Origin of the sequence: Legionella lytica (assembly GCF_023921225.1) — a bacterium.
GTDB classification, from domain to species: domain Bacteria; phylum Pseudomonadota; class Gammaproteobacteria; order Legionellales; family Legionellaceae; genus Legionella; species Legionella lytica.
The window spans coordinates 1,762,332-1,787,129 of record NZ_CP071527.1 but is presented as its reverse complement, the minus strand read 5'-3'; the positions used below and the strand labels follow the sequence as shown (position 1 = coordinate 1,787,129).

Below are 24,798 nucleotides of genomic sequence, written 5' to 3'. Positions count from 1 at the left end.
TTATGCAAGAATATAAAAAATACATCTGCGTCATTTGCGGATTCATCTATGACGAAGCCGAAGGTTGGCCTGAAGATGGCATTGAGCCAGGCACTCGTTGGGAAGATGTGCCCGAAAACTGGTTTTGCCCTGATTGTGGCGCGGGTAAAGAAGATTTTGATATGGTGGAAATGGATTAAAATAACTCATAGCACAATCTACTGTAGCCTGATTGCTTACAACTGAGAACTATGAGCACAGCGAATTTTCCTCTGATTGACTGCTGTTTAAAATAGATTGGGGCCTTCCCTGGCAAGACATCGATCCGCACCAGAAATCAATGTTGGGCCATGGGCCCAACCCACAAGCTCTGTTATTTCACCACGACCAATAAAACGATTCCTACCAACAGCAACGTTGGCATTTCATTATAAATACGAAAGAAACGTGAACTTTTTTGATTTTTATCTTGCGCAAAAACTTTTCGATAATGCCCACACAACAAATGATAACCCCATAAAATTAACACCAACGTTAGTTTCGCGTGCATCCAGCCCGCTTTCAAATAGTAATTCGGGTTGTAACTTAATAACCAGAGCCCAAGAACTGTGGTAAGTAGCGCCGCAGGCCAAGTGATTCCATAATACAACCGACGCTCCATAATTTTAAAACGTTCATTACTGGTTTCATCCTGTGTATCTGCATGATAAACAAATAATCGTGGCAGATAAAACAAACCAGCAAACCAAGCTACCATGGCAATAATATGAAAAGCCTTAACGTACAACATAAATTAACGTCCTGAAGTTTTTTTCCCTCGTTTTCGAGAGTGTTTGATTAAATTCAAAGATTCCACAGCTAATGAGAATCCCATTGCAAAATAGAGATACCCACGTGGGATATGGAAAGACAAGCCATCAGCAACAAGTACCATACCAATTAAAATTAAATAACTTAAAGCCAACATTTTAATAGTTGGGTGTTTTTTTATAAACGCACTAACCCATTCACTGGCAAAAATCATAATTAAAATAGCGCATGTGATTGCAAAAGCCATAACCCAAAAGCGCGAAGTTAGCCCTACCGCCGTCAAGACACTGTCTAAGGAGAAAATAATATCCATCACCCCTACTTGAAAGATCACGATGTTAAAACTTGCTTTGGCAGAAGTCATTTCATTTTTTTCTGCTTCGTCAGCATCATCGGCTATCACATCCTGATGAATTTCATCGGTAGCCTTCCAAATTAAAAACGCCCCGCCAAGTATTAAAAATATATCTCGCATTGAAAGAGAAAATTCGCTAATCGTAATTAGAGGTCTAGTCAACCGAATCAGGTTAACCGCTAATCCAAGCAACATTAATCGCGTTACCCAAGAAAAAGTAAGTCCCCAACGCCGCGCTTTTTTTCGTTGGTGAACAGGTAATTTTTCCGTCAAAATGGAGAGAATAACCAGATTATCTATTCCTAGGACCACCTCTAAGATCACTAGGACAATTAAACTTGTAATAATATCTAAAAATTCCATCTATCTCTCTGATTAATAAATAATTTAATTATGATACCAAACTTCGCACTATTCACTGCGAAGATCATGTTTATAAGATATCATAAAAACATCTGAACCTTTATTATCTTGCAATTGAGCATACAAAAATCATATAATTAGATCTCTTTTTGTTCTCAATGACACATGAGAAGGCATGTTATTATGTCAATTCGCTATGATTTACTTTTTAAACTCCCCAAATCGTTGTTAAGTTATTTAGTATATTATCCTGATATCATTTCCTTTCAACATAATGACGCACAATATTTTCAACATTGGCACGCATTAACTACAAGTAAATACATTTATACCAATGGTTATGTGATAGAACCTACCAACTGGTTTATGTATGCATTTCAAAGTTTTAAAGGTTGGCTGGGCTTTGACAATCATTGTCAAACAGAAAAAGTTCAATTTAGTCTAGAAAAGTTAGCGTATTACGGCTATTTGCGTGGTTATGACCAATCCGTTGTCAGGCAAATGCACTATTATTCATTACCGGCTGAATACTTAGACCTTGTTGATACACAGACTAAAAATCCACAAACCACAAATGCCCTACAACAAAGACTCATACTAGATTACAATAATCTTATTGTCCCATATACATCGAAGTATCTATACGCAAATTATGCTTTCGGCCAAACCCTAAAAAGACTGAACTTACCTGAAGAAATACCGTTGCTTGATCCACAAAATAAAGATTTAGTTGAGGCTACTATCACCGCTCTTGAACCGGTGCAAAGTATTAATCTCAGTAATTTACAAAAACATTTCGCCGAGCCCAAATACAGCTATCCTAAGCACAGTCTTTATGCTCAAAAAATGGCAGAGCACTATATCAAGGCAGCCAAGGCTGAAAAAGGAAGCTTCTTTTATGGGATGAGCTTAATTAGCTCTGCAAAACCCAAAGCACAATTACTTCTTGAGCGGGCACGGCAGATTGACCCTATTGCTTATAATAAAGAGTTAAATTTATATATTGAGCATCACCTAGAGCACAAAGAATTTGATGATGCATTTAATTTGATTAATCAACTCTTGGACGTAGATAGAGCCGTTAAATACTTGGTTGAGCGATTTACAGCACAACAGCACGTTCGCTATCTTATACAAGATACACCTTTAGCATTAAAATTAGCGCAACATATTCTGCAAGAAAATAATACCATACAAAATATCGCGCTTGCCGCACATTATGATTCCCACTTGGCAGAGCATAATCCTGATAAAGTATTCATGCTTTTAGTACAGACTAAAAAATATGATGAGGCATATGCATTATTTGAAAAACACCACAAGATAGTTCAATTTCCTCATCAACAACTAGAAACTTTAGCCCAGCATTTTGATAATGTCGGTGAAGCACTCTACGAGCAAGGTGCAGATCAACGAGAGAATAAGCTATGGGATAAAGCAGAAAAAAATTATCTGGATAGCTTATATGCCAAGAAAAAGGCAGCCACTTTATTACCCGACGCCTATATGGAAGTTTATTACACTCACAGAAGGCTTTATGCTCAATTACTCATTGATTCGGATGCAGAAAATCACAAAGGTCAATTGGAAGTGATCAATAAAGCAATCCGATTACTTGATGGCTGTTTTCCCAAAACAGATTTAGAACGGAAGCGGCATCAAAAAGCATTAGCCAAAGGCTTAATGAGCCAAATAGCTTATATAAGTGCAAAAATTAAGGTTGGCGTCACCTATGACTGCGATACGGATGAGCAAAGGAGACATAAGGAGGAACACCAAACTAATTTTGCTCAAATCCGTTCATCACTACTTCGGGTCATTGAATTATTGACACCTATTGATGACTCAAAACAAAGGCTAATACTTGCTCAAGCCCATTTTACTCTGGCAGATATAATTCTGTTCTTCAGTTTAGGTGAGGAATATCGGAGTCATTTTGAAAAAGCAGCTCGCTTAGCCCCAGAAAATCCTATCTATATATTTAAAATTGCAGACCTTTTATATGGAATTGATGGGAGTGAAGAAGAATATGAACTATATCGTGATGATGCGATTCAAAAACTCAAAACAAAAGGTTATCAAGTCCTGGACTTTGTACATTGGGATGCCGAGCGCTGGAGTAATAATACCATAGCAGCTAGCTATATTCCGGACATCCATATATTAAGTAATAATAGCATGGCTGCAGAAGAGGGAGAAGCCAATCAACGATGGTTTAGATTATAGCTCCTGGCTGGATTGCTTTAATATCTTATCAACGCCCAACCACCTGAACTTCCCGCGGAAGTCAGGTGAGCATATTTATCATGAACCCGCCCCTTATTTCACCTTAGCACCAGATGAGCCTGGAGTGGGGCTAATTATCGGGGTATTCCCTTCTTTTGATAATTCGTTATATTGCTTGATAAAATCCCGCACCTTTCCACTACCCGGAGAGATGAAATAGGTATGCGGATTATCTGATATTCTTGGACTGGATATTGCGGTTTCTTCTTTGGTGTGATTAGCTAAAAGTAGCTGTTTATGCTCTGCAAATTGTGCCTTTAATTTAGTTAGGGTACTAAACTTAAGAACTTGCACAGTACTCATTAAGTCATAACTTTTAAAAAATAACTCTTCTCCATTTGCAATTATTTGTAATAGCAAATCAAGTTGTTTCATGCTTCGCTTTTGTTTTTCATTCAAATTAGGATTAGCTTTGGTAAAACTATTAATAAAATCTCTTACTTCTTGTGTAAACTCACTTAAAGTTTTAGTCAAAAGTTCTAGATCATTAACATCATCTTGAATTTCTGCAAAATGTTCACGTAATGGTGTTAACATACCTGGTTCAGCACCGTATTCAACGACACTTTTCCTAAAACTAGTAAAAGGCATTAGCTTATCCGCAACAGGATGTAATTTAGCAAAAGAAGTTACATCTTTTTCAAGTTGTTTTACTAAATCAATAGGTTTGGTTTTTGCGTTAAATGATGAGATTGATACTTTACGTAATTTAACTGATTTTGTTTCACTTTCAACAAATAATGGTGGCTTATTCAAATTTGCTAAAGCAATGGATATATTATATGTCTGTAACGCCGCCCGAATATCCGAGCAAAGCATGGTAGGATCCAACTTCAACCCAAGGGAACCAGGTGTATTTCCAGCGGCAGTTTCCTGAGCTTTCATGCTATTAAAAAGATGCACAAAAATATCTACAAAATTTTTACGTGCCACTCCTTCATCATCAAATTTAGGCAAAACTCCATAAATTGAATAATAATAAATCATTGCATTTTTATAGAGCTCTTCAACCCCCGTTCTATCCTTACCACTTTTACAGTTTGTAGAAACGAGCCCTCCCATGGACTCTACAAAAACACTGGTGTATGCCGCTTTAAAAGCAACGAAATTGCGCTCTCCACCTTGGCCAATAAAATTCTCATTTCGCAGGTTATTAATTTCTTGTTGTGCCGCCTTTATCAAAGTCAATCGAGCAGCTTGGTCCGCATTAAGTGTATTTTTAGCAAGCTCTAACTCAAGATATGCAATAAATTGTTTCCCATAAGCGAGAATGGAATCAGTATGAGCCCAACGATTAAGCTTTTTGGATAAGCCTCCAGACAATGCATCACCGAATCGCAAGAAATTCATTGGATCATTACCCGTAACAATAGTTACTCCTGGATAAGTACCACTTAAACTGATTTCTTGAATTGCTCTTCTTTGTTCTCTCGTTAAACGCGTATCAGCCGTTGCAACCAATCTATCAATCACTGTATCACTCAGGAGCGATTGCACAAAAACTAAAGGACGAAACCGCCCATTAGCTCCTAGACCAGCCCAAATTTGCTCAAAATCTCGGGTTACCTCTCGACTTAAATAGCCTAAAACCTGTTCTGCAGTTTGTTTTACATAAAAGCCTCGATCCTTTTTAGCTACATGCAATTCATAAGGAACCATAGTACTGGTTTTAAAACTACGTGATAATAAAGTATATTCCTTACCATCAAAAGTTACTAAAGAGTTCATACGAGCATTTTGTATACCAGGGATATGTGACATGGCAGAGGATTGGCTTAACCCTTCAAACTCAGCCCAAGATACATCTAAAGTAGCTGGCACATGTTTAAGTAACCAAGTTTGCTCCCAAGAAGAGAGTCCCCTAAACCATAAAGGCCTATTCTCTTTCGGCAACACATGAATACTCACAAACTCCCTTTTTTGATTTATAGTAAGCTGATTACCCAGATACTGATCCACTTGAAAAATAGTTTTTTCAGAATTAATTTTTATCTCATTAATAAATATCTGATCACGCTTATAGTCAGCAACAAAATAGCGCTCTGCCGTACGAATATCACTAATAATCCTTTTGGGATCTGTATTCGTTTTCGTGGAAATTAAAGTCACTAAGTTGTTAATAAAAACATTCATATCTGTTTTGTCAGGAAAGAGCAACCCACCAATGTTTAACTGTTCACCCAGTAATTCAAGAATAGACTTTAGTTGCCCTTCATTGTTGATGCCAAGGAACCCATCTTCTAGATTTGCAAATTCTAAAGCATTTAATATGCCGGCAATGACGCTAAGCTTACGCACAACAAGTGCGTTGTCTTCAAATGTATACAAATGTCTAAATTCATCAACAGGCGCGCCACTATAAGTAACATGAGTAGTCTCTTTTCTTCCTTCATCAACTGTGAGCGACATCTTATTGTACTTATAAAGGGGGGTTGGATATTTTTTTGCCTCATACTCTTTCATTTTATTAGAAACAAAATCTAAGTAAAAACGCGTCTCGCTTATGGAGCCCGAAACTTTTTTCGGAGTATCAATAGACTCGAGGGATCTATCTTTCACAGCTTTAATAAGGTCTATTGTGGTTAATGGCATACAAATGAATTCCCAGATCTTGAATTTAAATTAGAAAACTTGGTCAAATAATAATTAGGTATTTGATATAGAGATCATAGCATAGAAATGCCTATAAAGAGCGCATGATGTTCTTTTTGTATATTAAAAATGGCTTCTTTAATCCACTTCTATCTATTTTGAAATAAATTTCATATTTGAGGACTGTTTCTAAATACAAAAGATTCACTTTATTGATTTGCTTCGTTATAATTATCTAGTTTTGTCTAATTATGTGAGAAACTACAATCATCAAATTTATCAAAAAGCTGCTTAAGAGAAACAGGGCTAATACAGATCCTGTTAGTACAGCTTACATCATTCCAAGGAATCATCATTCCATTTCAAAGGCGGACATTAGCAGTAATGCACTAAAAGTACTTAACCGCTTAAATGGAAGTGGATTTCAAGCATACATTGTTGGTGGCAGTGTTCGTGATCTTTTACTTAATAAAGCCCCCAAAGATTTTGATGTTGCGACTAATGCAACACCAAATCAAATCAAAAGCTTATTTCGCAACGGGCGCATTATTGGTCGCCGATTTAAGCTAGTTCATGTGCTTTTTCATCGTGAAATTATTGAAGTAGCGACCTTTCGTGGCCATGCTGCACTTGATGAAAGCCAACAGACAAATGAGCGTGGTATGCTGGTTCGTGATAATACCTTTGGCTCTTTGGATGAAGATGCCTGGCGGCGCGATTTCACCATAAATTCGCTCTATTATAACGTAGTGGATTCATCTATTATTGACTTTACAGGCGGTGTTAAGGACGTTCAGGATAAACTTATCCGCATGATTGGCGATCCCGTAACCCGTTATAAGGAAGATCCAGTAAGAATGCTGCGCGCCATACGATTTAGTGCCAAATTGCATTTTAATCTAGCTCCAGAGACTGAAGCCCCATTTCCTGAAATTAGTTCATTGATTACACATGTCTCTAACTCTCGTTTATTCGATGAAATGACTAAGTTGTATCAGTGTGGAAATGCTGAAACCGTACAGAAATTACTGATGCAATATGGCTTATTCCAGCACTTATGCCCCCAAACAAACGCTCTATTTAATAGCCAGTACCCTGTTAATGCCTTATTAGCGATTGCCCTTGAAAATACAGATACGCGAATTCAGGATGACAAACCAGTAACTCCTGCCTTTTTGTTTGCAGTGATCTTATGGTTCCCAATGATTGAGCGCTCAAAACAATTACAAAGCTCCGGTATGGACCCCTTACCTGCTGTAGAAAAAGCGATGTCTATTGTTATTGCAGAACAAAATAAAATCATTTCAATTCCTAAGCGTTACACCCAGATTATTCGAGAAATATGGTTATTACAGTACCGTTTCGTCAAACGCTTGGGTGGTAGAGCATTTAACTTATTACAGCATCCACGATTTAGAGCTGCTTATGATTTCATGGCCTTGCGCGCGCTGGCAGGCGACGAGTCAATGGAACTGGCACAATGGTGGACCTCATTCCAAGAGGCAAGTGAGGAGGTTCGTAATAAAATGGTGGCGGAACTTAATGCCGGCTCACCAGCCAAAAAAAGCAGACGTCGTAGAAAACCTAAAGCCACTACACCAAAATGAATATATGTTATCTCGGGTTGGGTTCAAATCAAAAATCACCTGAACGCCAACTCCGATGTGCCATCCGTGCCATCAGTGCCTTAAGATCTACCTCACTAACTAAAGTATCGCGTTTTCATTGGACTAAGGCTTGGGGTTTACAAGGCCAACAAGATTTTTGTAATGCAGTAGTTGAAATCCGTACTAGCTTAGCGCCTTTACAGTTATTAAGAGCCTGCCAAAAAATTGAAAAACAGCAAGGCCGGGTACGCAAAAAACGTTGGGGGCCCAGGATTATTGATATAGATATCCTTACTTATGGCGATAGAACAATTCAGATTAATAATCTGACAATTCCTCATCCTTATATTACATCAAGAGATTTTGTGCTCCAGCCACTTTCTGAGGTGTGTGGAATTAATTTAATAAATATGCTGATGAAAAATAAGCCTCACATTACAATTCTACCCTCCCTCCTTACAGAGACAATAGAACAAGAAGCTCTTTGTGACGAGCTGGTATAAGCGGATCATCAGTAAATACACTACCTGATTACAACTACTGATTACTATCAAAATAGTACTATTGTAGGTCGGGCCCCTGGCCTGACGTTTCTCATCTGCTCATTAAAATTAGATGCCATCATTAATACTTCTTCTTTTTAAGAGGAAATATCGGCCATGGGCCCAATCTACATTATTTATCCTCTTAATTCACATTAACCACTTCTCCATAAACGTTTACCACTCAGCCTAAATCGACTACACTTCAAAATAAAGAACATATTAACTGCGAGGGATGCCATGTATAACAATATCTTATTTGCTACGGACTTACTTAAAGAACATAGCCATCTCGCTGAAAAAGCAGTGGAAATAGCAAAACAACTTAATGCCCAATTATATCTTTTACATGTAATTGAGCTACCTGCCAGTTTTCAGTTAGCTCAGGGGCTTGGATTTACTGAATTAGTAAACCCGACCAAAGATGATGCACAAACGGTTTTATCATTACTTGGTGAGAGTCTTCATATCCCAGCCGAACAACAATTTGTGGAAGTTGGCTCCGTGAAGGAACATATCTTTAGTAAAGTGAAAGAATTGAATTGCCAATTGGTCATACTTGGTAGCCATTCAACTTCCGGGCTAAGCTCGTTGCTAGGAAGTACAGCACATGCAACAGTAAACCATGCACCCTGTGATGTATTAACATTGAGAATAAAATAGCATGGATAGATAGTGTGTGTCCCGTATTACACTACGCTAATACGGGCTACATTTCCAGCTCAATCATTACTTCTTTTTTGACTTTGCTTTTTTCTTTTTAGACCAAGCCATTAATCGTCTTTTCTTATTTACCTGACGCTCTGATAGTTTATTTTTCTTCTCGGCAAAAGGATTTGAGCCACCTTTAAATTCAAGTTTCAAAGGAGTACCAACCAACCCTAAATGCTTGGTAAACTCATTATTTAAATAGCGTCGATAACTATCAGGTAAATCAGCAAGCTGATTTCCATGGATAACGATTACAGGAGGATTATGCCCACCAAGATGTGCATAACGAAGCTTGATACGACGACCACTAACACAAGGTGGAGTATGTTTGGTACTAATATCTTGCAATAAACGAGTTAACCTTGGTGTAGAAAAGGACTGTACGGCTGAAGCATAAGCCTCATTAATGTCCTTAAATAAAGTTCCCACACCACTGCCATGCAGTGCTGAAATAAATCTAATTTTAGCAAAGCTGGCAAAATGTAATCTTCTCGATAATTCGCTTTTAATTTTTTCCTTATGCTCTTCGTCTTTGCCATCCCACTTATTTACAGCAATAACTAAAGCTTTACCTGACTCAATAATAAAGCCAAGTAAATTCATATCTTGATCTGTAATCCCTTCATCAGCATCAAGAAGTTGTAAACAAACATTCGACTCTTTAATAGCCTGTAAAGTTTTAATTACTGAGAACTTTTCTATTTTTTCATCAATGCGTGACTTACGACGCACACCAGCCGTGTCAATTAAGATGTAACGTTTTTCATCTCGAGTAAAAGGAATAGCAATACTATCCCGCGTTGTACCAGGCATATCATACACAACGACTCGCTCTTCACCCAAAATACGATTAATAAGGGTTGATTTGCCTACGTTTGGACGACCTGCAAAGGCGATTTTGATCGCGTCCTCTTCCCCTACTTCATCCTCTACCTGGGGAGCAAATGGCTCCAAAACCTCATCGAGTAATGAATAAATGCCACTGCCATGCGATGATGAAATCGAATGAATATCACTAATTCCTAATGATTGGAAATCAGCACAAGCCACATCATCATCAATACCTTCAGTTTTATTAACAACAAGATGTACCTTTTTGCTTAATTTTCTTAAGTTTGTGGCGATATTCTCATCGATTCCAGTTAAGCCTGAACGCCCATCAACTAGAAAAAGAACTATATCCGCCTCATTTAAGGCTATAGTTGACTGTTTTGACATTAAACCATCAACTTCAATATCATCAACACCAATGCCACCCGTGTCGACCACTATATAAGACTTAAGGCCATGAACTGCTTGACCGTATTGTCTGTCACGCGTTAAGCCTGGAAAATCAGCAACGAGAGCATCTTGGGTTTTAGTCAACCGATTAAATAGCGTAGACTTACCTACATTAGGACGCCCAACCAGCGCAATTACAGGAACCATTATATTAACTCACAGATAGTTTGCTAAGTATTCCATTATCAGTTAGCACATAAAGCGTTCGTCCTGTAACGCTTGGAGAAATACTTACCCCACCTGCCGCCTTAAACCGAGCCAGCATTTCACCATTTTGGGGATCGATAAAATGCAAATACCCTGTTTTATCGCCAACGACTAAATTAGTACCTACAAGTGCCGGCTCCGTTAGTCCTCGCGCCTTTAACACTTTTTGCTTCCAATTAACCTGACCACTTTGCTTATTAATAGACCAAATAACATCATGGCTATCACTTACATACAATGTATTACCACTTAGCAGCATATTTTTATAAACTGAGCCTGGTTTTTTCCAGATAAATTGCCCATCACTTAATGATAAAGCACCAATATAACCTTGGTAGCTAGCCAAATAAGCAACATTACCATCAATAATTGGATCTGCATCAATATCAACCAGTTGCTCTACATCGCTCGCGCCTGATGCATAAGCAATACTGCGCTGCCACATTAATCGTCCACTACTAATATCATAGGCATCCATCTTTCCATCAGAAAAACCTATTAGTACTAATCCACCAACAACTACAGGAGAAGAGCTTGCTTTTAAGATCAAACTAGGTGAGCCATGTTCTGCCATCCAGAGTTGCTTACCATCTTTTGCATTAAAAGCATAAACTTTTCCATCAATGGTTTTGGCAATTACTTTACCGTGTGTCACTGCTGGTGGTGATAATACCTCGCCAGAAACTTTCTTTTGCCACACTTGTTTGCCATCAGCCTGATTCAATAGAACCACTGAAGCATTATCAGTGCCAACCGCCAAATAGCCTTTGCCCAAAGTCGGGCCGCTTACCAAACCATGCTTTAATGGGGTTGTCCAGTGAATTTGGCCATCACGCTTACTGACAGCGCGTACTATTCCGCTAGCATCAGCAGTATAAATAATGCCTCCGCGTATTACTGGCTTTAGCCTTAAATACTCTTTATTTTTAGCAGATTTGCCTACCGGCGCAGACCAGTTCTGCGCTACTTTAATTTTATCGTGTAATTCAGCCAACTCTTTAGGCTTAGGAGTATTATCCTTACCTAATAAGTAATCATCAACTTTTGAACATCCTTGCATGGCTACACAAAGAGCTAAAATACTTAATTTAACTTTCATCAAACTAAACCTCATTATGCTGCTTGAGTCTTCTTTTCATCCGAAATCATCGATTGAGTCTTAACGGCAATTTCATTGGTTTTCATTTCTAAAAATAAATTCCCCATTCCATTTACCTTAACCTCATCCATCGCTTGCTTATAAGAGTTCATCGCCTCTTCGTATTTTCCTGTAGCGCCGTATATATCACCCTTCAATTCATTAATTACAGGGAGATAAGTAGCATCTTCAACTTTGCTTAGCTCGCTTAGTGCATTAGCATATGATTTATTCGCTACAAGAATACGCGCAAGACGAATCTTCGCTATTTGTTTTAAAGTACGCAATTTGCTGTTATCTGCCACAATGCGTAATTCACTTTGAGCCTGCTCCAACTTATTTTTAGAAACATAAACTTTGGCAAGGGTCATATGGGCCGCATCAGCATATACAGACTTGCTGTGGTCCTTGATGAGCTCATTAGCGAAAGATTTTACCGCCTTAGTATTATTATTTGATAAAGCAATCATCATTTGCTCATAAGCAATAGACGCTTGCTGAGTCAGTTTACCCTGGTGCCAAGTGAAATATCGATAGCCAGCAATACTAAAAAGTATTACCGATATGATAACGAAAACTATATTACCATAGCGTTTCCACCATTTTTTTATCGATTCTAACTGTTCCTCTTCTGTCATATAAACTGACATAACACTCTCCTGAACTCAACGTAACCTTATTTCAAATAATCATTTAGAAACTGATTAACCGCAGTTTGATCCACAGTTATCTGTTCCATTCCAGTGCGTAAATCCTTAATACTAACCTTATGATTAGCAAGCTCGTCTTCACCTAAAACTAAAGCCAAACGAGCCCCACTTTTATCAGCTTTCTTAAATTGGCTCTTAAAGCTACCACCGGCAGTATTTACAATAACTTCTAACGCGGGGTATGCTGCACGAATTGACTCAGCAATTACAAGCCCTCTAACGATCGATTCTTCATTTGTGCCAATAATAAATATGGAGTTCGCTTTAGCTTCTTGTTTCAGTAACTCTAGGGTTTCCATCAGCAGATAAATACGCTCCACTCCCAATGCAAAACCTGCAGCTGAGGTAGGATTACCGCCTAATTGTTCCACCAAAATATCATAACGACCACCAGCACAAATTGTTGCCTGGCTCCCTAAACGGTCAGTAACCCATTCAAACACGGTATGGCCATAATAATCCAGGCCTCTTACTAAGACGGGATTCACAACATAGGGAATTTCTAATGCATCCAGACCCGCGCAAAAAGCTTGGAAATGATCACGGCTTTTTCCTTCAAGCACGTCAATCAACTTAGGTGCATTGGCAACTAATTGCTGCATTTCAGGATTTTTGCTGTCTAAAATACGCAATGGGTTACGAGTTAATCGCCTTTTGCTGTCATCATCAAGAAGATCAATATGATCGTTGAGGTATTCAACCAAAATATTTTTATAGTTTTGGCGTTCGGAAAGCTCCCCAAGAGTATTAATTTGTAATTGAACTAAATCAGCGAATCCTAATTCAGTCCAGAATTTGCGACATAGAGCAATTAGCTCTATGTCGCTTTGTGCTCCTGGAACACCAAAAGTCTCTACCCCTAATTGGGTAAATTGCCTGTATCGCCCCTTTTGAGGACGTTCATGACGAAACATGGCACCTAAATACCATAATTTTTGTTGCTGATTGTGTAACAATCCATGTTCCAGACAAGCACGAACGCAACCCGCAGTTCCTTCAGGTCGAAGGGTTATGCTGTCACCATTTAAATCATTAAAGGTATACATTTCTTTTTCAACGATATCGGTAACTTCACCAATAGTCCGTTTAAAAAGCTGTGTGCTTTCTACTAGAGGAAAACGAATTTCCTGATAGCCATAATTGCTAAGACAGGTAATAAATGTATTCTCAATGTAACGCCATAATGCAGTTTTTTCAGGCAAAACATCATTCATACCACGGATTGCTTGGATTTTATCAGCCACCTGTTTTCTCCAATGGAGACATATCTGGTTTAGGATTTAATATTGATTGCATTTTGGAGATATCTGTAAGTTTTACTTCATTGATTGCTTTATTATTCAATGATAAATCAGTAGGCGTACTTTTCTCAGAAAACAATTGTTGATTTTCTTGGTTTTTTTGCCACCAAACCCCAACAGCAACCATAACTCCTAAAGCAAATAAAATTGTTACCCATCGAATTAAGTGCTCTGCCTTATTAGGCTCACGCTTCGTTTGTTGCCATAAAGCCCGATCAGTTTTTTTCTCAGGAGCATAACGCTCATTAAACACTGCAAGATAAGGCTCAGGAGAGACATCTAATAGTTTGGCATAGGCACGTAAATAGCCTTTAGTAAAGACTGCCCCAGGTAATGAACTAAACTCATTACTTTCTATTAGTTCAATAATGCGGCTTCGTAAATGCAACTTATCAGCAACATAATCTACTGTATACCCTTTTTGCTCACGTATGCTCGCAAGTTGTGCTCCGGGATTAATCGCATGAACGATTGTATTATCATCAAGCGTGGTTATTGTACTCATTATTTGCTCCACCTATATCGAGATTTGGATCCATTTTTTTAATAGTTTGTTTATACATTGCAGCTACATCATATTGGCCAGCCTTTTCTGCAACTTCCTTGGCCAAAAACAACAAGGTCCTATCATTTAAAACTAAATCCGCATGGTTTTGTATTAATGCGTATGCACTAGCATTATGCCCACTCTTAGTTTCAATTTTAACTAATTCGTAAAAAGAAACCTTTCTGGACGGGTCCTGATTTAATGCCTTTATAAAATACGGCTTAGCTTGTTCTACCTGATCCACAGATAAAGCACAAAGTCCAGCATTCTCATAAGCTCCTGCAGTATGCACATAGCGTAAATCAGCAGCTGCTTTTAAAAAATAAAACTCTGCCTGTTTATAATCGCCCTGTCGACATAAAAAGGCACCATAATTATTAAGTTGTGCCCCAGCATTACCCGCCAAAGACAACGCTTTTAAATAAAAAGTCTTTGCTTGTAACGGCTCACTTGTTTGCTCAAAATAATAAGCCATGGCTGAATTAGCATCAACGGATTTTGGCTCTTGTTCTAAAGCAGTTAGTAATTTCTTTTTCGCTCTAGGCCTATCGCCTTGTTTTAAATACCCTAGTCCTAGTTGAACGTTATACGCTGCAGCCTTAGTAAGATCTGGTTTTTTGAGTATTTGTTGCTCACTTGCGCCATTATTATGCGTACATGCTTGCAAAAGCAAACACAAGGCAATGCCGAAGGAATAACGTGCTTTCACCACCATGCTCACATAACGATTCAAAAAAGAATCGGCATTATACCTGCTAACAGGTAAATTAAAAATATTTAATCGCGAATAAATACACCCTCTTTAAATTAAGCATTTATTTATTCGTTTGCCGTTACATTGATGAATGTAGGCTAAGCCTGTATAGCTAGCATCAGAAATTGTACAAGTCCGGCTTGCCAGGCTACACAGCCCAGCCTACATTAGGCCCTGCCTTCTGTTTTAGTCTCAGATCCAGGCTTGGATACAAAATTCAACTTTTGCCAGCGTTGAGAACGGCTTGTTCTGTCTTTTACTTCACCAGCCAATTGCCCGCAAGCAGCATCAATATCATCACCGCGTGTTTTCCGTGTGATAGTATTAATTCCATTAGCAATTAACTTATCTCTAAACGCATCAATAGCCTCTTGTGGAGAACGCTCGTAGTGTGCCATAGGAAATGGATTAAAGGGGATTAAATTCACTTTGGATGGAACATTTTTCAGTAGCTTAATTAATTGATTTGCATGTTCGGGTTGATCATTCACCCCTTTTAACATAACGTATTCAAAAGTTACTTTTCTTCTTGGCTCGTCTTTAAAATAAGATTTGCATAAAGCCATAAGCTGCGCCAAAGGATATTTTTTATTAATTGGCACCAACTCATTACGTAATTCATCATTAGGAGCATGTAATGAAACAGCTAGCGCTACTGGACTGGCTTCTCTTAAACGCTCTAAATCAGGTAACACGCCTGATGTACTCAATGTTACACGTCGTTTTGATAGACCATAAGCAAAATCGTCCATCATAATATTCATTGCTGAAACAACATTATCAAAATTAAGTAAGGGCTCACCCATTCCCATCATAACCACATTCGTCACACGTTTGTCATGAGCCCCTTGGCTAGCTGATAATTCTCGTACTGCAAGCCAAACCTGTCCAATAATTTCTGCAGTAGTTAAATTACGATTAAATCCTTGTTTTGCTGTTGAGCAAAAAGAACAATTTAAAGCACAGCCTACCTGCGATGAAACACAGAGGGTTCCTCGGTTTGCTTCAGGAATAAATACTGTCTCAATGCAGTTACCACAATCAAGCTTAAGTAACCACTTGTGAGTGCCATCGCTTGATTTTTGACAAGCAACGATTTCAGGCACTGCAACATAAGAAAGCTGGGAAAGCTTTACTTTTAAAGCCTTCCCTAGATTGGTCATTTGAGCAAAATCGACTAAGCCAGCTTGATGAATCCATTGGATTAGCTGTTGAGCACGGTAAGGTTGTTCCCCCCATGAACTCAATAGTTCTCGCATTTGCTGATAATTATAATTCAATAGATTTACTTTTTGCTCAGTCATTTTTACTCCAAACCTAATTCTTATCGCTCACAAACTTCGTGTGGTTCAAAGAAGAAAGCAATTTCACGAGCAGCATTTTCTAAGCTGTCAGAACCGTGAACTGCGTTTGCATCAATGCTATCAGCGAAATCAGCACGAATAGTACCAGGAGCAGCTTCTTTAGGGTTAGTAGCGCCCATGATGTCTCTGTTTTTCAGTACAGCGTTGTCGCCTTTTAATACCTGGATCATTACAGGACCAGAAATCATGAACTCAACTAAAGCATTGAAGAAAGGACGAGCACGGTGAATGTCGTAGAAGTTTTCAGCTTGTTCGCGAGATAAATGAGCCATTTTTGCAGCAACAACATCTAAACCAGCATCTTCAAAACGAGTATAAATTTTACCAATTACAGACTTAGCTACAGCATCCGGTTTAATAATTGATAATGTTAATTCTTTTGCCATTATGCACACTCCATAGGAATTAATAGTTAAAGCGCGCTATTATACACGAAATAAATGCTTTATGGCTAATATAAATTCATAAGAGTACGTCATAGAGGGATGCGGGGCCGTAAAATACCGTAGGTCAGGCACACGGCCCGACGTTTCGGAGATAAATTCCCTTACAAACTTGATGGATTGCGAGGATGTAGAGTTTGATAAAATGTCGGGCCATGGACCCGACCGACATCACAAGTCAGCCTACGAATTAAGCTTTTTCAAGTTGACCTATGCTTTTATCAAAATACAATGACTCTCTGTTGATGATATCCTGCTCAGCGTCAATCTTATATTCGGGTAAAATTTTAATAAGCTCAATAACCCGTAAAATAGTGTCATAAAATTGCGTTCTAAACCCATTTGCGAAGACAGTCATGTCCTCTGTTCGCTCACGGAAAGCCCGCGTTTTCTCGTCAAACTGAAGGACTATATCAGTAAGCTCAGAGATACTCTCTACAATTTTCTCTTTTAAATCATCATTTAATGATAATTTAAGATCTTCACTCATTTTTACTACAAAAAGTAAAGGATCACTTTGTAACTTAGGATTAATTAAATCACAATTAATTAGTGCAAAATTAATTGCCTTACGAATTTTGTTTTTGTCTTCAGTAAGTCCCTCTTTTTTAAAGATTTGTGCAATTGAAGTAATAGCCTTTTCAAAAGCTTTATTAAAATCAGCAGAAATTTTTATTAGGAAGCTTTGACTGCTTGAAATTAAATGATTATGCTCTCCTTCTCGTTGATGATATTCCTCACCTAGTGCAAGAAGTTGCTGGCGTTCATTTTCCAATGCCTCACGAGTATTCGCTCCCGGCGATGATTCATCCTTAGAGTTTTCTCCGGATAATAAATAATCAATAAAAAGCTTTTGCACATAGACGTGATAATCATTTGCCTGCTGCAACACGATCCCATTAAGGACATTTCGTAACGGTATTTGCAACACCTTATGATAAAAACTAAAGCTACTTTTTACCGCCGCGACTAAGTCAATTTGCGTTAAATTGATATGATATCGACCTAAAATACGCTCAGCAGTTATCACCCCGTAAGTTGAAAACCAGTTGCTTAAGTCATTTTCTGATTTTTCTACGCTCATTTTTCATCCAATTTAATTTATTTACAGTATGTGATATAAGACTATTTATTTGAAAGTATAGTGTATTTCCCAGATGTTAAAACGATTAGATACTGATTTACAAACATTAAATGAATTTCTCCAAATAAAAACACCCCAATTATGGCTAGATCATGCTGCTCAGCAGATTCCTTTATTACTGATTGATCATGCACACTGTGAACGAAAAGCAGCCGCTACTGCCATTAATTTTATGAGCAAATATCCTGAGCGAAAGGAACTTATTGACGTTATGTCCCCTTTAGCACGCGAGGAGCTTCTACATTTTGAAAAAGTAATAAATGTAATGACTCAGCGTGGAATTAAATTTGCGCCATTGCATCCATCAGGCTACGCTACTGTATTACATAAACAAGTCACACGTAAGGATGGCACTGAACGCTTATGTGATCAATTAATCGTCGGTGCTATTATTGAAGCTCGCTCCTGTGAGCGCTTTTATGCAATTATGCCTTACATTGAAGATGAAGCCTTAGCAAAATTTTACGGTACCCTGGTTAAATCTGAAGCTCGGCATTTTGAAGATTATTTACGTCTGGCTAAGTTATATGGCGGGGATGTTAGTAAGCGCATTGCTAAATTTTTAGCGCTTGAAAATGAATTTATTTTAACAGCAGATACAGTATTTCGTTTTCACAGTGGAATCCCAGATGTTAGATTGCAAAGCTCTTAGTAAAAACATACATAAAGCCGTCATGGTTTCGCCTGGGCATGACGGCTTTTTGTTTAATAAAAATAAGCCCTAAGGAGGATTTGGACTACTATCAAGCTCCTCACGATATTGCACTTCTGATGCCCGGTTTAAAAACGCATTTAATCCATTATCTGGGTCGTTTTTAAGCTCATTAAACCGTTGAGCAGTTAAAGGCTCATGCCCTTCTGTAGTCCAAAATCCTTCTGGGTTATTTTGATCTGGCTGATATCCTTGTTCTCTTAACCACAGAGCAACTAAACTTCTTAGGCCTAAAGGAAGCTCTTCTCCGTTCTTCAGCTCCTGCGCACCAGCATGTAATTTTACCTCTAGCTTATTATCTGCTCCTAATTGAACGTTATGAACTAACGTGGGTAAATCCACTCTTGGATTACCACGAAGCTTATCTAAAAGAGTATCTTTCATATCGACAATGCCATTTTTTAGAGCATGCTTTAACGTAACATAATACGGAGACGTTTTCTCATTAACTTCTTGGTTCATTGCAGAAACAAACGCTGACAATACGGACATCAATGACATCATGGCTGACTTCCAGTCATGGATTGAGCTTTGTTCAGAACTCATTACCGATTTAAGCTTATCTTCAAAAATAGCTTGCTTCGTAATGGGATTTCCTTTTTCATCATAACGCTCAATGGCTTGTCTCTTTATCTTTTCAATTTCTTCCACTATGGCTGCTTTTCGTAGATCGTCTGCTTGATTTTTGGCAGCTTGAAAAGCTTTCTTAGCATTGTCTTCCGCTAAACGCCTAGCTTCATCGTCCATCGATTTTTTCTTTTGAGCTATTTCATCTTGTGTTGATCTGTCTTCTGCCATCTTTAGCTCCTAAAAAAGAATTACATATGGGTAAAATAAAGCCCTTTTGTATTATCATAACACAACAGGTTGGGATTGTCATCCCAGTCACTAAGTACATAACGTACAAATTCTTCTTGCTCAATAGGGTACCTTGTCACACCCGGTTTATGAGTATGCCCATGAATAAGTTTGCTGACTCCATGCTCTTGCATATGCCGAATTACTGACTCAGCAACCACATCCATTTGCTCCATAGATTTACTCACATTATTCTGACTACGAGTGCGTACTTGATTCACTAAATGTTCACGATATTTTGGCGATAAGCTTAAAAATAAGATGGGGAAAATTTTATTGCGGGTAAGAAGTCTAAAGCGCTGGTGAGCCGCATCTTTGGTACAGTAACGATCCCCGTGCACTAGCATTATTTTTTCATTATCTAAATGAATAATCGTTGGTTCTTTTAAAATAGACCATCCTGCCAACTTGGCAAAACTTTTCCCTAATAAAAAGTCTCGGTTGCCATGCATATAAAATAAATTAATCCCTCGTCGTGTTAAGGCATGTAATTGTTCTGCAATACCCCTACTCCAATCATTTAGGGTATCATCACCAGCCCAGGCATGGAAAAAGTCACCCAATATATAAATGTTTTTTACTGAATGCTGTACGGCCCATTTAAGAAAAGATTCAAAATGAGCCTGAATGCCGTATTCCTCTGGATGTAAATGAAGATCAGAAATAAAAACAGCATCAATCATAAAGGCTCGATGTGGATATGATCATCCAACAGATAGATTTGGCATGGGCCATTATGCGGTTCAATTGCGTCACTTAAACGATAAAATCCAGCAATTGATACCAACTCAGCTTCAAGTGATTGGCAAAAAATACGAGCCTCTTTATCCCCAGAAATCCCAGCTAAAGCTCTACCACGCAAAGCACCATAGACGTGGATTGAACCATCAGCTAATAATTCCGCACCATGACTTACAGAGGAAGCCACGATTAGATCAGCATTTTTAGCCACAAATTGCTGCCCAGAACGTACCGGAGTTGTTATTAGTTTAGTTTTTGCAGCCTCAGGCTGTTGTTGTGGAACAGGTTCAATAGAACGTTCAATAATTGGCTTATCTTGAGTTGCAGAAGCATGCAGCACAGCTAAGCCTTGGCATTGAGCCAATGTGTCATGCAAGGCACTTCCGCCCTGAATAGCAACAGGAATCATCCCATTAGCACGTGCAACTTGAATTAAAGCATTCAAATCAAACTCTAATTGATGAACCGCTGTAAGATCAAAAACAACTGGAGTTTTATCAAAAAGTTTGGGAGCTCTTGTTACAGTTTCAACCAATTGTTGGGTAAAAACCTCACTATCAGTATTAAGCACTTGCAAAACAGTGAATGTGTAAAGTCGGCCTTTAAGCTTAAATGCTTGAGTTTGTGTTGTATTTTCACTCATGAGTATGATATCCATAACCAGATTTTTTGTTTATACTAACATTTATACTATCATGTGAAAAACAATAACAGAAGGATATTAAGGTGGATAAACGGTGGTTTGAACAATATCAGAATGGCGTTCCACATGAAATTGACCCTAGTCAATACTCTTCCCTTGTCGCTTTGTTCAAAGAATCATGCGCTAATCATGCAACGAAAGTAGCTTACTCCAATTTAGGATGTGAAATTACTTTTGCTGAATTAGAAGAACTAAGCCACAGTTTTGCAGCCTACCTCCAACAGCTTAAGTTGGAAAAAGGTGCACGCATCGGTATTATGATGCCCAACCTATTGCAATACCCCGTTGCACTATTTGGTATTTTGCTTGCGGGCTATGTTGTAGTTAATACAAATCCTTTATATACGACTGATGAAGTTATTCATCAAATGAATGATGCAGGAGCTGAAGCAATTGTTGTACTTGCTAATTTTGCCAAAACAGTTCAAAACGCATTACCTTCGACCCCAACGATAAAACACGTTATCGTGACACAAATCGGTGATTTATTCCCTCCTGTAAAACGCTTTATTGTTAATGCTGTTGTAAAATACGTCAAAAAAATGGTTCCTGCTTACTCTATTCCGCATGCTGTTGCGTTTAACTATGCGTTGCTTGAAGGAAAACAATCAACCTTACACAAGGTCGAGTTGAACCACAGTGATATCGCTTTTTTACAATATACTGGTGGTACAACCGGGGTAGCCAAAGGTGCGATTTTAACTCATGGAAATTTGGTTGCCAATTTGTTGCAAGCTTATGCATGGATATCTCCAGCATTACAGGAGGAAAAAGAAGTCATTGTCACCGCATTACCTTTGTATCACATCTTCTCATTAACAGCGAACTGCCTAACCTTTATGAAAATGGGGGCAAAAAACATCTTAATTACCAATCCTCGAGATATGAAGCACTTCATTAAGGAAATTAAAAATTGCGGCTTCACTACCATTACTGGTGTTAATACTTTGTTTAATGGTTTATTAAATCATCCCCAATTTAAAGAAGTGGATTTCAGTAAGTTAAGACTGTCTTTATCTGGTGGAATGGCGCTACAGAAGAGTGTTGCTCTACGTTGGAGAGAAGTAACCAAGTCACCTATATTGGAAGCTTATGGACTAACAGAAACAAGCCCTGCGGCAACCATTAATCCAATGACATTATCTAGTTATAACGGCAGCATTGGCTTACCTCTTCCTTCAACAGATATTTTGATACTGGATGATGAGGAAAATGAGGTACCTATTGGCTCCAGTGGTGAAATTTGTATTAAAGGCCCTCAAGTTACACCTGGGTATTGGAAGCGTCCGGATGAAACAGCATTAGTATTTACCCGCTCAGGCTATTTAAAAACTGGAGATATCGGCAGGATGGATGAAGAGGGTTTTATCTATCTGGTTGATAGAAAGAAGGACATGCTCCTGGTTTCTGGATTCAATGTGTACCCCAATGAAGTAGAACAAGTAATTAGCATGCACCCAGGAGTACTGGAAGTCGGTGTGGTTGGCGTGTCCGATGCAGAATCAGGGGAGCGTGTTAAAGCCTGTATCGTAAGAAAGGACCCTAACTTAACAGCAGAAGAGGTGATTGCGTATTGTCGTGAGCATTTAACTGCGTATAAGATTCCTAAAATTGTGGAGTTCTTTGATGAGCTTCCTAAAACGAACGTGGGTAAAATTCTTCGTCGTGCATTGAAATAACAAAAACATGCCGAGTAGGTCGGGCCCATGGCCCGGCATTTCCTTAAATTAAATAGAACCCTAAGTAATCAATCAACAATCAACTGCTTCATGATTTTCACCGTAGCCCCCCAAACCCAATCTTCATGAAAAACAAACTCACAGCTTTTAAACCGAAAATGTCCTCGTTCAACTATTATATCCTTATAATTTTTTGCTGATTGCACCAAAGGCATAGGAATCATAATCAATCGTGCTACTTCATCAGGGTTTATTTGATAAGGCTTAACGCATTCAATATGGGCAAACCAAGGCTGGATAATTTTACCTAATAAAGTAGGCTGAGGCTCTAACGCTTTAATTAAAGTAACTCGCTCGCAAGCAATTCCCAACTCCTCATAGAGCTCCCTTAACCCAGTAGCATATAAATCTTGGTCTCCCTCTTCCCAAGCGCCACCAGGAAAACAGACTTCCCCCGGATGAGCACGAAGATTTTCTCGGCGTTTTGTTAAAATGAGTGAGTCTGAAGCTCGTTCATACAAAACCATAACCGCTGCATTAGCTGGAGAACGATCCTTGAATTCACTTAAGTCCATTAATTATCGCCGCAATTTTGATGAAGCATTCACGATATTCGTCTTCACAGTTGGAGTCAATAACTATTCCACCACCTGCCGCGAGGTGTAATAAATTATTTTTCGCTGTCACGGTTCTTATCGCAATGTTCGTATCAAAATACCCATGACGGGAAAAATAACCAATAGACCCACAATAAACCCCTCGGCCATAAGATTCTTCTTGGTTAATAATCTGCATCGATTCAATTTTAGGTGCTCCTGTAATTGAACCACCAGGAAAACACGATAAAAAAGCATCTAACGGATGAATGGAGTCTATGCACTGGGCTTCAATAGTACTTACTAAGTGATGTACTGAATTATAACTTTCAATAGCACATAACGAGGTTACACGTACCGAGCCAGGCTTAGCTATTTTACCCAAGTCATTACGTAATAAATCAACAATCATGACATTTTCAGCTTTATTTTTCTCACTTGCTAGCAACTCATTTATTAAACGCTGATCTTCGATTGGATCTGCGGAGCGCCCTATGGTTCCTTTAATTGGAGATGTACGTAGCTCACCTTCATCGTAAAGAAGAAAACGCTCAGGCGAAAAACTTAAAATATCAGCATCCTGGGTTCGTAAAAAGGCAGAAAATGGAACTGGATTTTTACGACTAATTTTCTGATAAAAGGCCCAGCTGTCTCCTTCATATTTAGCATGAAATGGTTGAGTCAAATTGGTTTGGTAACATCGACCCTTTATTAAAGAATTATAAATAGAGTCGAATGCATCTTGGTATTCGTTTTGAGAAATTAAGGGCATAAAATCACTAGTTAGTACCGCCTTACTCGGCTCATCCTGCCTGCCATTCCATAAACTAAGAATTTCATCAAGAATGGCCGCGGTTGAAGGCTGCGTATTCGCAGCAAATAACGTTACCTTTTTAAACTGATGGTCAACAATAATGGCCCAATCGTACAATCCTAAATCCAATAAGGGCATTGTCTCCAAACTGGGTTGTGCAGAAGATTCGATTCCAACCAATTGAGCACCCAAGTCATAAGAAATATAACCTATTGCCCCACCTTGAAACGGAAGATCAGCTACAGAAGCTTGTACCGTTAAAACCTCTCGTAATGAGGATAATACTTCAGATACATTTTGTGTTTGATGATCGATCCTAATCCGCTCATATGGATAGGCACTGACTAGATCATAACGCGCTTGAGAACGGTCCGTACTTTCCAAAAGCACAAATCCAGGTAAATGGCGCAATTTTTGATAATACTCTTGCATTAAGGGGAAATAATCGAGCGTCAAGAGCACTGATTGCTTTATAATATTTCTCATCATTTGATACAAATAATTAACTGGTTTTTAAATTAATTTGTGAGTATGCTATGCAAACGCTTTGTTGACAAGGAG

General features: G+C 38.5%; 24 protein-coding genes. 7 read left to right on the top strand and 17 right to left on the bottom strand.

The window, feature by feature from the left end; genetic code table 11:
• Nucleotides 1-2: 2 nt before the first annotated feature.
• Complete coding sequence (locus J2N86_RS07950) at nt 3-179, top strand: rubredoxin (RefSeq protein WP_058535029.1); 177 nt, start codon at nt 3-5, stop codon at nt 177-179.
• Nucleotides 180-352: 173 nt separating this feature from the next.
• On the opposite strand, the gene hemJ is transcribed toward J2N86_RS07950, so the two are convergent.
• Both hemJ and J2N86_RS07940 read right to left on the bottom strand, forming a co-directional pair.
• On the bottom strand, nt 353-769 hold the full coding sequence (hemJ, locus tag J2N86_RS07945; protein WP_252578845.1) for a protoporphyrinogen oxidase HemJ: 417 nt from the start codon (nt 767-769) through the stop codon (nt 353-355).
• Nucleotides 770-772: 3 nt separating this feature from the next.
• Nucleotides 773-1,507: a TerC family protein gene (locus J2N86_RS07940; RefSeq protein ID WP_252578843.1), complete on the bottom strand. Its 735-nt coding sequence runs from the start codon at nt 1,505-1,507 to the stop codon at nt 773-775.
• Nucleotides 1,508-1,690: 183 nt separating this feature from the next.
• On the opposite strand from J2N86_RS07940, the gene J2N86_RS07935 reads away from it, so the two are divergent.
• Nucleotides 1,691-3,733 carry a hypothetical protein gene (locus J2N86_RS07935; protein ID WP_252578841.1) on the top strand — a complete coding sequence of 681 codons (2,043 nt, stop codon included), beginning with the start codon at nt 1,691-1,693 and terminating at the stop codon, nt 3,731-3,733.
• Nucleotides 3,734-3,826: 93 nt separating this feature from the next.
• On the opposite strand, the gene J2N86_RS07930 is transcribed toward J2N86_RS07935, so the two are convergent.
• Nucleotides 3,827-6,385, bottom strand: coding sequence for a hypothetical protein (locus tag J2N86_RS07930; RefSeq protein ID WP_252578839.1), 2,559 nt, complete (start codon nt 6,383-6,385; stop codon nt 3,827-3,829).
• A 287-nt stretch (nt 6,386-6,672) separates the two neighbouring features.
• Here J2N86_RS07930 and pcnB point away from each other — a divergent pair, with 287 nt between their 5' ends.
• From pcnB to J2N86_RS07915, 3 genes are all read left to right on the top strand, one after another.
• Nucleotides 6,673-7,992, top strand: coding sequence for a polynucleotide adenylyltransferase PcnB (pcnB, locus tag J2N86_RS07925; RefSeq protein WP_252582424.1), 1,320 nt, complete (start codon nt 6,673-6,675; stop codon nt 7,990-7,992).
• Nucleotides 7,989-8,495: a 2-amino-4-hydroxy-6-hydroxymethyldihydropteridine diphosphokinase gene (gene folK, locus J2N86_RS07920; protein WP_252578837.1), complete on the top strand. Its 507-nt coding sequence runs from the start codon at nt 7,989-7,991 to the stop codon at nt 8,493-8,495. The genes pcnB and folK overlap by 4 nt, the downstream gene beginning before the upstream one ends.
• A 279-nt stretch (nt 8,496-8,774) precedes the next feature.
• Nucleotides 8,775-9,197 carry a universal stress protein gene (locus J2N86_RS07915; protein ID WP_252578835.1) on the top strand — a complete coding sequence of 141 codons (423 nt, stop codon included), beginning with the start codon at nt 8,775-8,777 and terminating at the stop codon, nt 9,195-9,197.
• A gap of 66 nt (nt 9,198-9,263) precedes the next feature.
• On the opposite strand, the gene der is transcribed toward J2N86_RS07915, so the two are convergent.
• From der to J2N86_RS07870, 9 genes are all read right to left on the bottom strand, one after another.
• Nucleotides 9,264-10,673 (bottom strand): ribosome biogenesis GTPase Der, encoded by a 1,410-nt coding sequence (der, locus tag J2N86_RS07910; RefSeq protein ID WP_252578833.1) that lies wholly within the window; start codon nt 10,671-10,673, stop codon nt 9,264-9,266.
• A gap of 4 nt (nt 10,674-10,677) precedes the next feature.
• Nucleotides 10,678-11,832: an outer membrane protein assembly factor BamB gene (gene bamB, locus J2N86_RS07905; protein ID WP_252578832.1), complete on the bottom strand. Its 1,155-nt coding sequence runs from the start codon at nt 11,830-11,832 to the stop codon at nt 10,678-10,680.
• A gap of 14 nt (nt 11,833-11,846) precedes the next feature.
• Nucleotides 11,847-12,521: a YfgM family protein gene (locus tag J2N86_RS07900; protein ID WP_252578829.1), complete on the bottom strand. Its 675-nt coding sequence runs from the start codon at nt 12,519-12,521 to the stop codon at nt 11,847-11,849.
• A gap of 26 nt (nt 12,522-12,547) precedes the next feature.
• On the bottom strand, nt 12,548-13,795 hold the full coding sequence (hisS, locus tag J2N86_RS07895) for a histidine--tRNA ligase (RefSeq protein WP_252582422.1): 1,248 nt from the start codon (nt 13,793-13,795) through the stop codon (nt 12,548-12,550).
• 22 nt (nt 13,796-13,817) lie between these two features.
• Nucleotides 13,818-14,387: a helix-turn-helix domain-containing protein gene (locus J2N86_RS07890; protein WP_252578827.1), complete on the bottom strand. Its 570-nt coding sequence runs from the start codon at nt 14,385-14,387 to the stop codon at nt 13,818-13,820.
• Nucleotides 14,365-15,144: a type IV pilus biogenesis/stability protein PilW gene (gene pilW, locus J2N86_RS07885; RefSeq protein ID WP_252582420.1), complete on the bottom strand. Its 780-nt coding sequence runs from the start codon at nt 15,142-15,144 to the stop codon at nt 14,365-14,367. Before pilW ends, J2N86_RS07890 begins: the two co-directional genes overlap by 23 nt.
• A gap of 206 nt (nt 15,145-15,350) precedes the next feature.
• Complete coding sequence (gene rlmN, locus J2N86_RS07880) at nt 15,351-16,487, bottom strand: 23S rRNA (adenine(2503)-C(2))-methyltransferase RlmN (protein WP_252578825.1); 1,137 nt, start codon at nt 16,485-16,487, stop codon at nt 15,351-15,353.
• Between the two features lie 20 nt (nt 16,488-16,507).
• A complete protein-coding gene (gene ndk, locus J2N86_RS07875; protein ID WP_252578823.1) occupies nt 16,508-16,933 on the bottom strand; it encodes a nucleoside-diphosphate kinase in 426 nt (141 codons plus the stop codon).
• 247 nt (nt 16,934-17,180) lie between these two features.
• On the bottom strand, nt 17,181-18,074 hold the full coding sequence (locus tag J2N86_RS07870; RefSeq protein WP_252578821.1) for a hypothetical protein: 894 nt from the start codon (nt 18,072-18,074) through the stop codon (nt 17,181-17,183).
• Nucleotides 18,075-18,147: 73 nt separating this feature from the next.
• On the opposite strand from J2N86_RS07870, the gene miaE reads away from it, so the two are divergent.
• Complete coding sequence (gene miaE / locus J2N86_RS07865) at nt 18,148-18,786, top strand: tRNA-(ms[2]io[6]A)-hydroxylase (protein ID WP_252578819.1); 639 nt, start codon at nt 18,148-18,150, stop codon at nt 18,784-18,786.
• 69 nt (nt 18,787-18,855) lie between these two features.
• Here miaE and J2N86_RS07860 read toward each other — a convergent pair whose 3' ends face one another.
• The 3 genes from J2N86_RS07860 to minC are packed head-to-tail and all read right to left on the bottom strand — an operon-like array spanning nt 18,856 to nt 21,088.
• Nucleotides 18,856-19,644, bottom strand: coding sequence for a hypothetical protein (locus J2N86_RS07860; RefSeq protein WP_252578817.1), 789 nt, complete (start codon nt 19,642-19,644; stop codon nt 18,856-18,858).
• Between the two features lie 20 nt (nt 19,645-19,664).
• The gene (locus J2N86_RS07855; protein WP_252578815.1) at nt 19,665-20,387 is read right to left on the bottom strand and encodes a UDP-2,3-diacylglucosamine diphosphatase; all 723 of its coding nucleotides are present in this window, start codon (nt 20,385-20,387) and stop codon (nt 19,665-19,667) included.
• The gene (minC, locus tag J2N86_RS07850; protein ID WP_252578813.1) at nt 20,384-21,088 is read right to left on the bottom strand and encodes a septum site-determining protein MinC; all 705 of its coding nucleotides are present in this window, start codon (nt 21,086-21,088) and stop codon (nt 20,384-20,386) included. Before minC ends, J2N86_RS07855 begins: the two co-directional genes overlap by 4 nt.
• An 83-nt stretch (nt 21,089-21,171) precedes the next feature.
• On the opposite strand from minC, the gene J2N86_RS07845 reads away from it, so the two are divergent.
• Nucleotides 21,172-22,827 (top strand): AMP-binding protein, encoded by a 1,656-nt coding sequence (locus J2N86_RS07845; RefSeq protein ID WP_252578811.1) that lies wholly within the window; start codon nt 21,172-21,174, stop codon nt 22,825-22,827.
• A 68-nt stretch (nt 22,828-22,895) separates the two neighbouring features.
• On the opposite strand, the gene J2N86_RS07840 is transcribed toward J2N86_RS07845, so the two are convergent.
• Nucleotides 22,896-23,402: an NUDIX hydrolase gene (locus tag J2N86_RS07840; protein ID WP_252578809.1), complete on the bottom strand. Its 507-nt coding sequence runs from the start codon at nt 23,400-23,402 to the stop codon at nt 22,896-22,898.
• The gene (gene pabB / locus J2N86_RS07835) at nt 23,389-24,711 is read right to left on the bottom strand and encodes an aminodeoxychorismate synthase component I (RefSeq protein ID WP_252582418.1); all 1,323 of its coding nucleotides are present in this window, start codon (nt 24,709-24,711) and stop codon (nt 23,389-23,391) included. The genes J2N86_RS07840 and pabB overlap by 14 nt, the downstream gene beginning before the upstream one ends.
• Nucleotides 24,712-24,798: the final 87 nt, after the last annotated feature.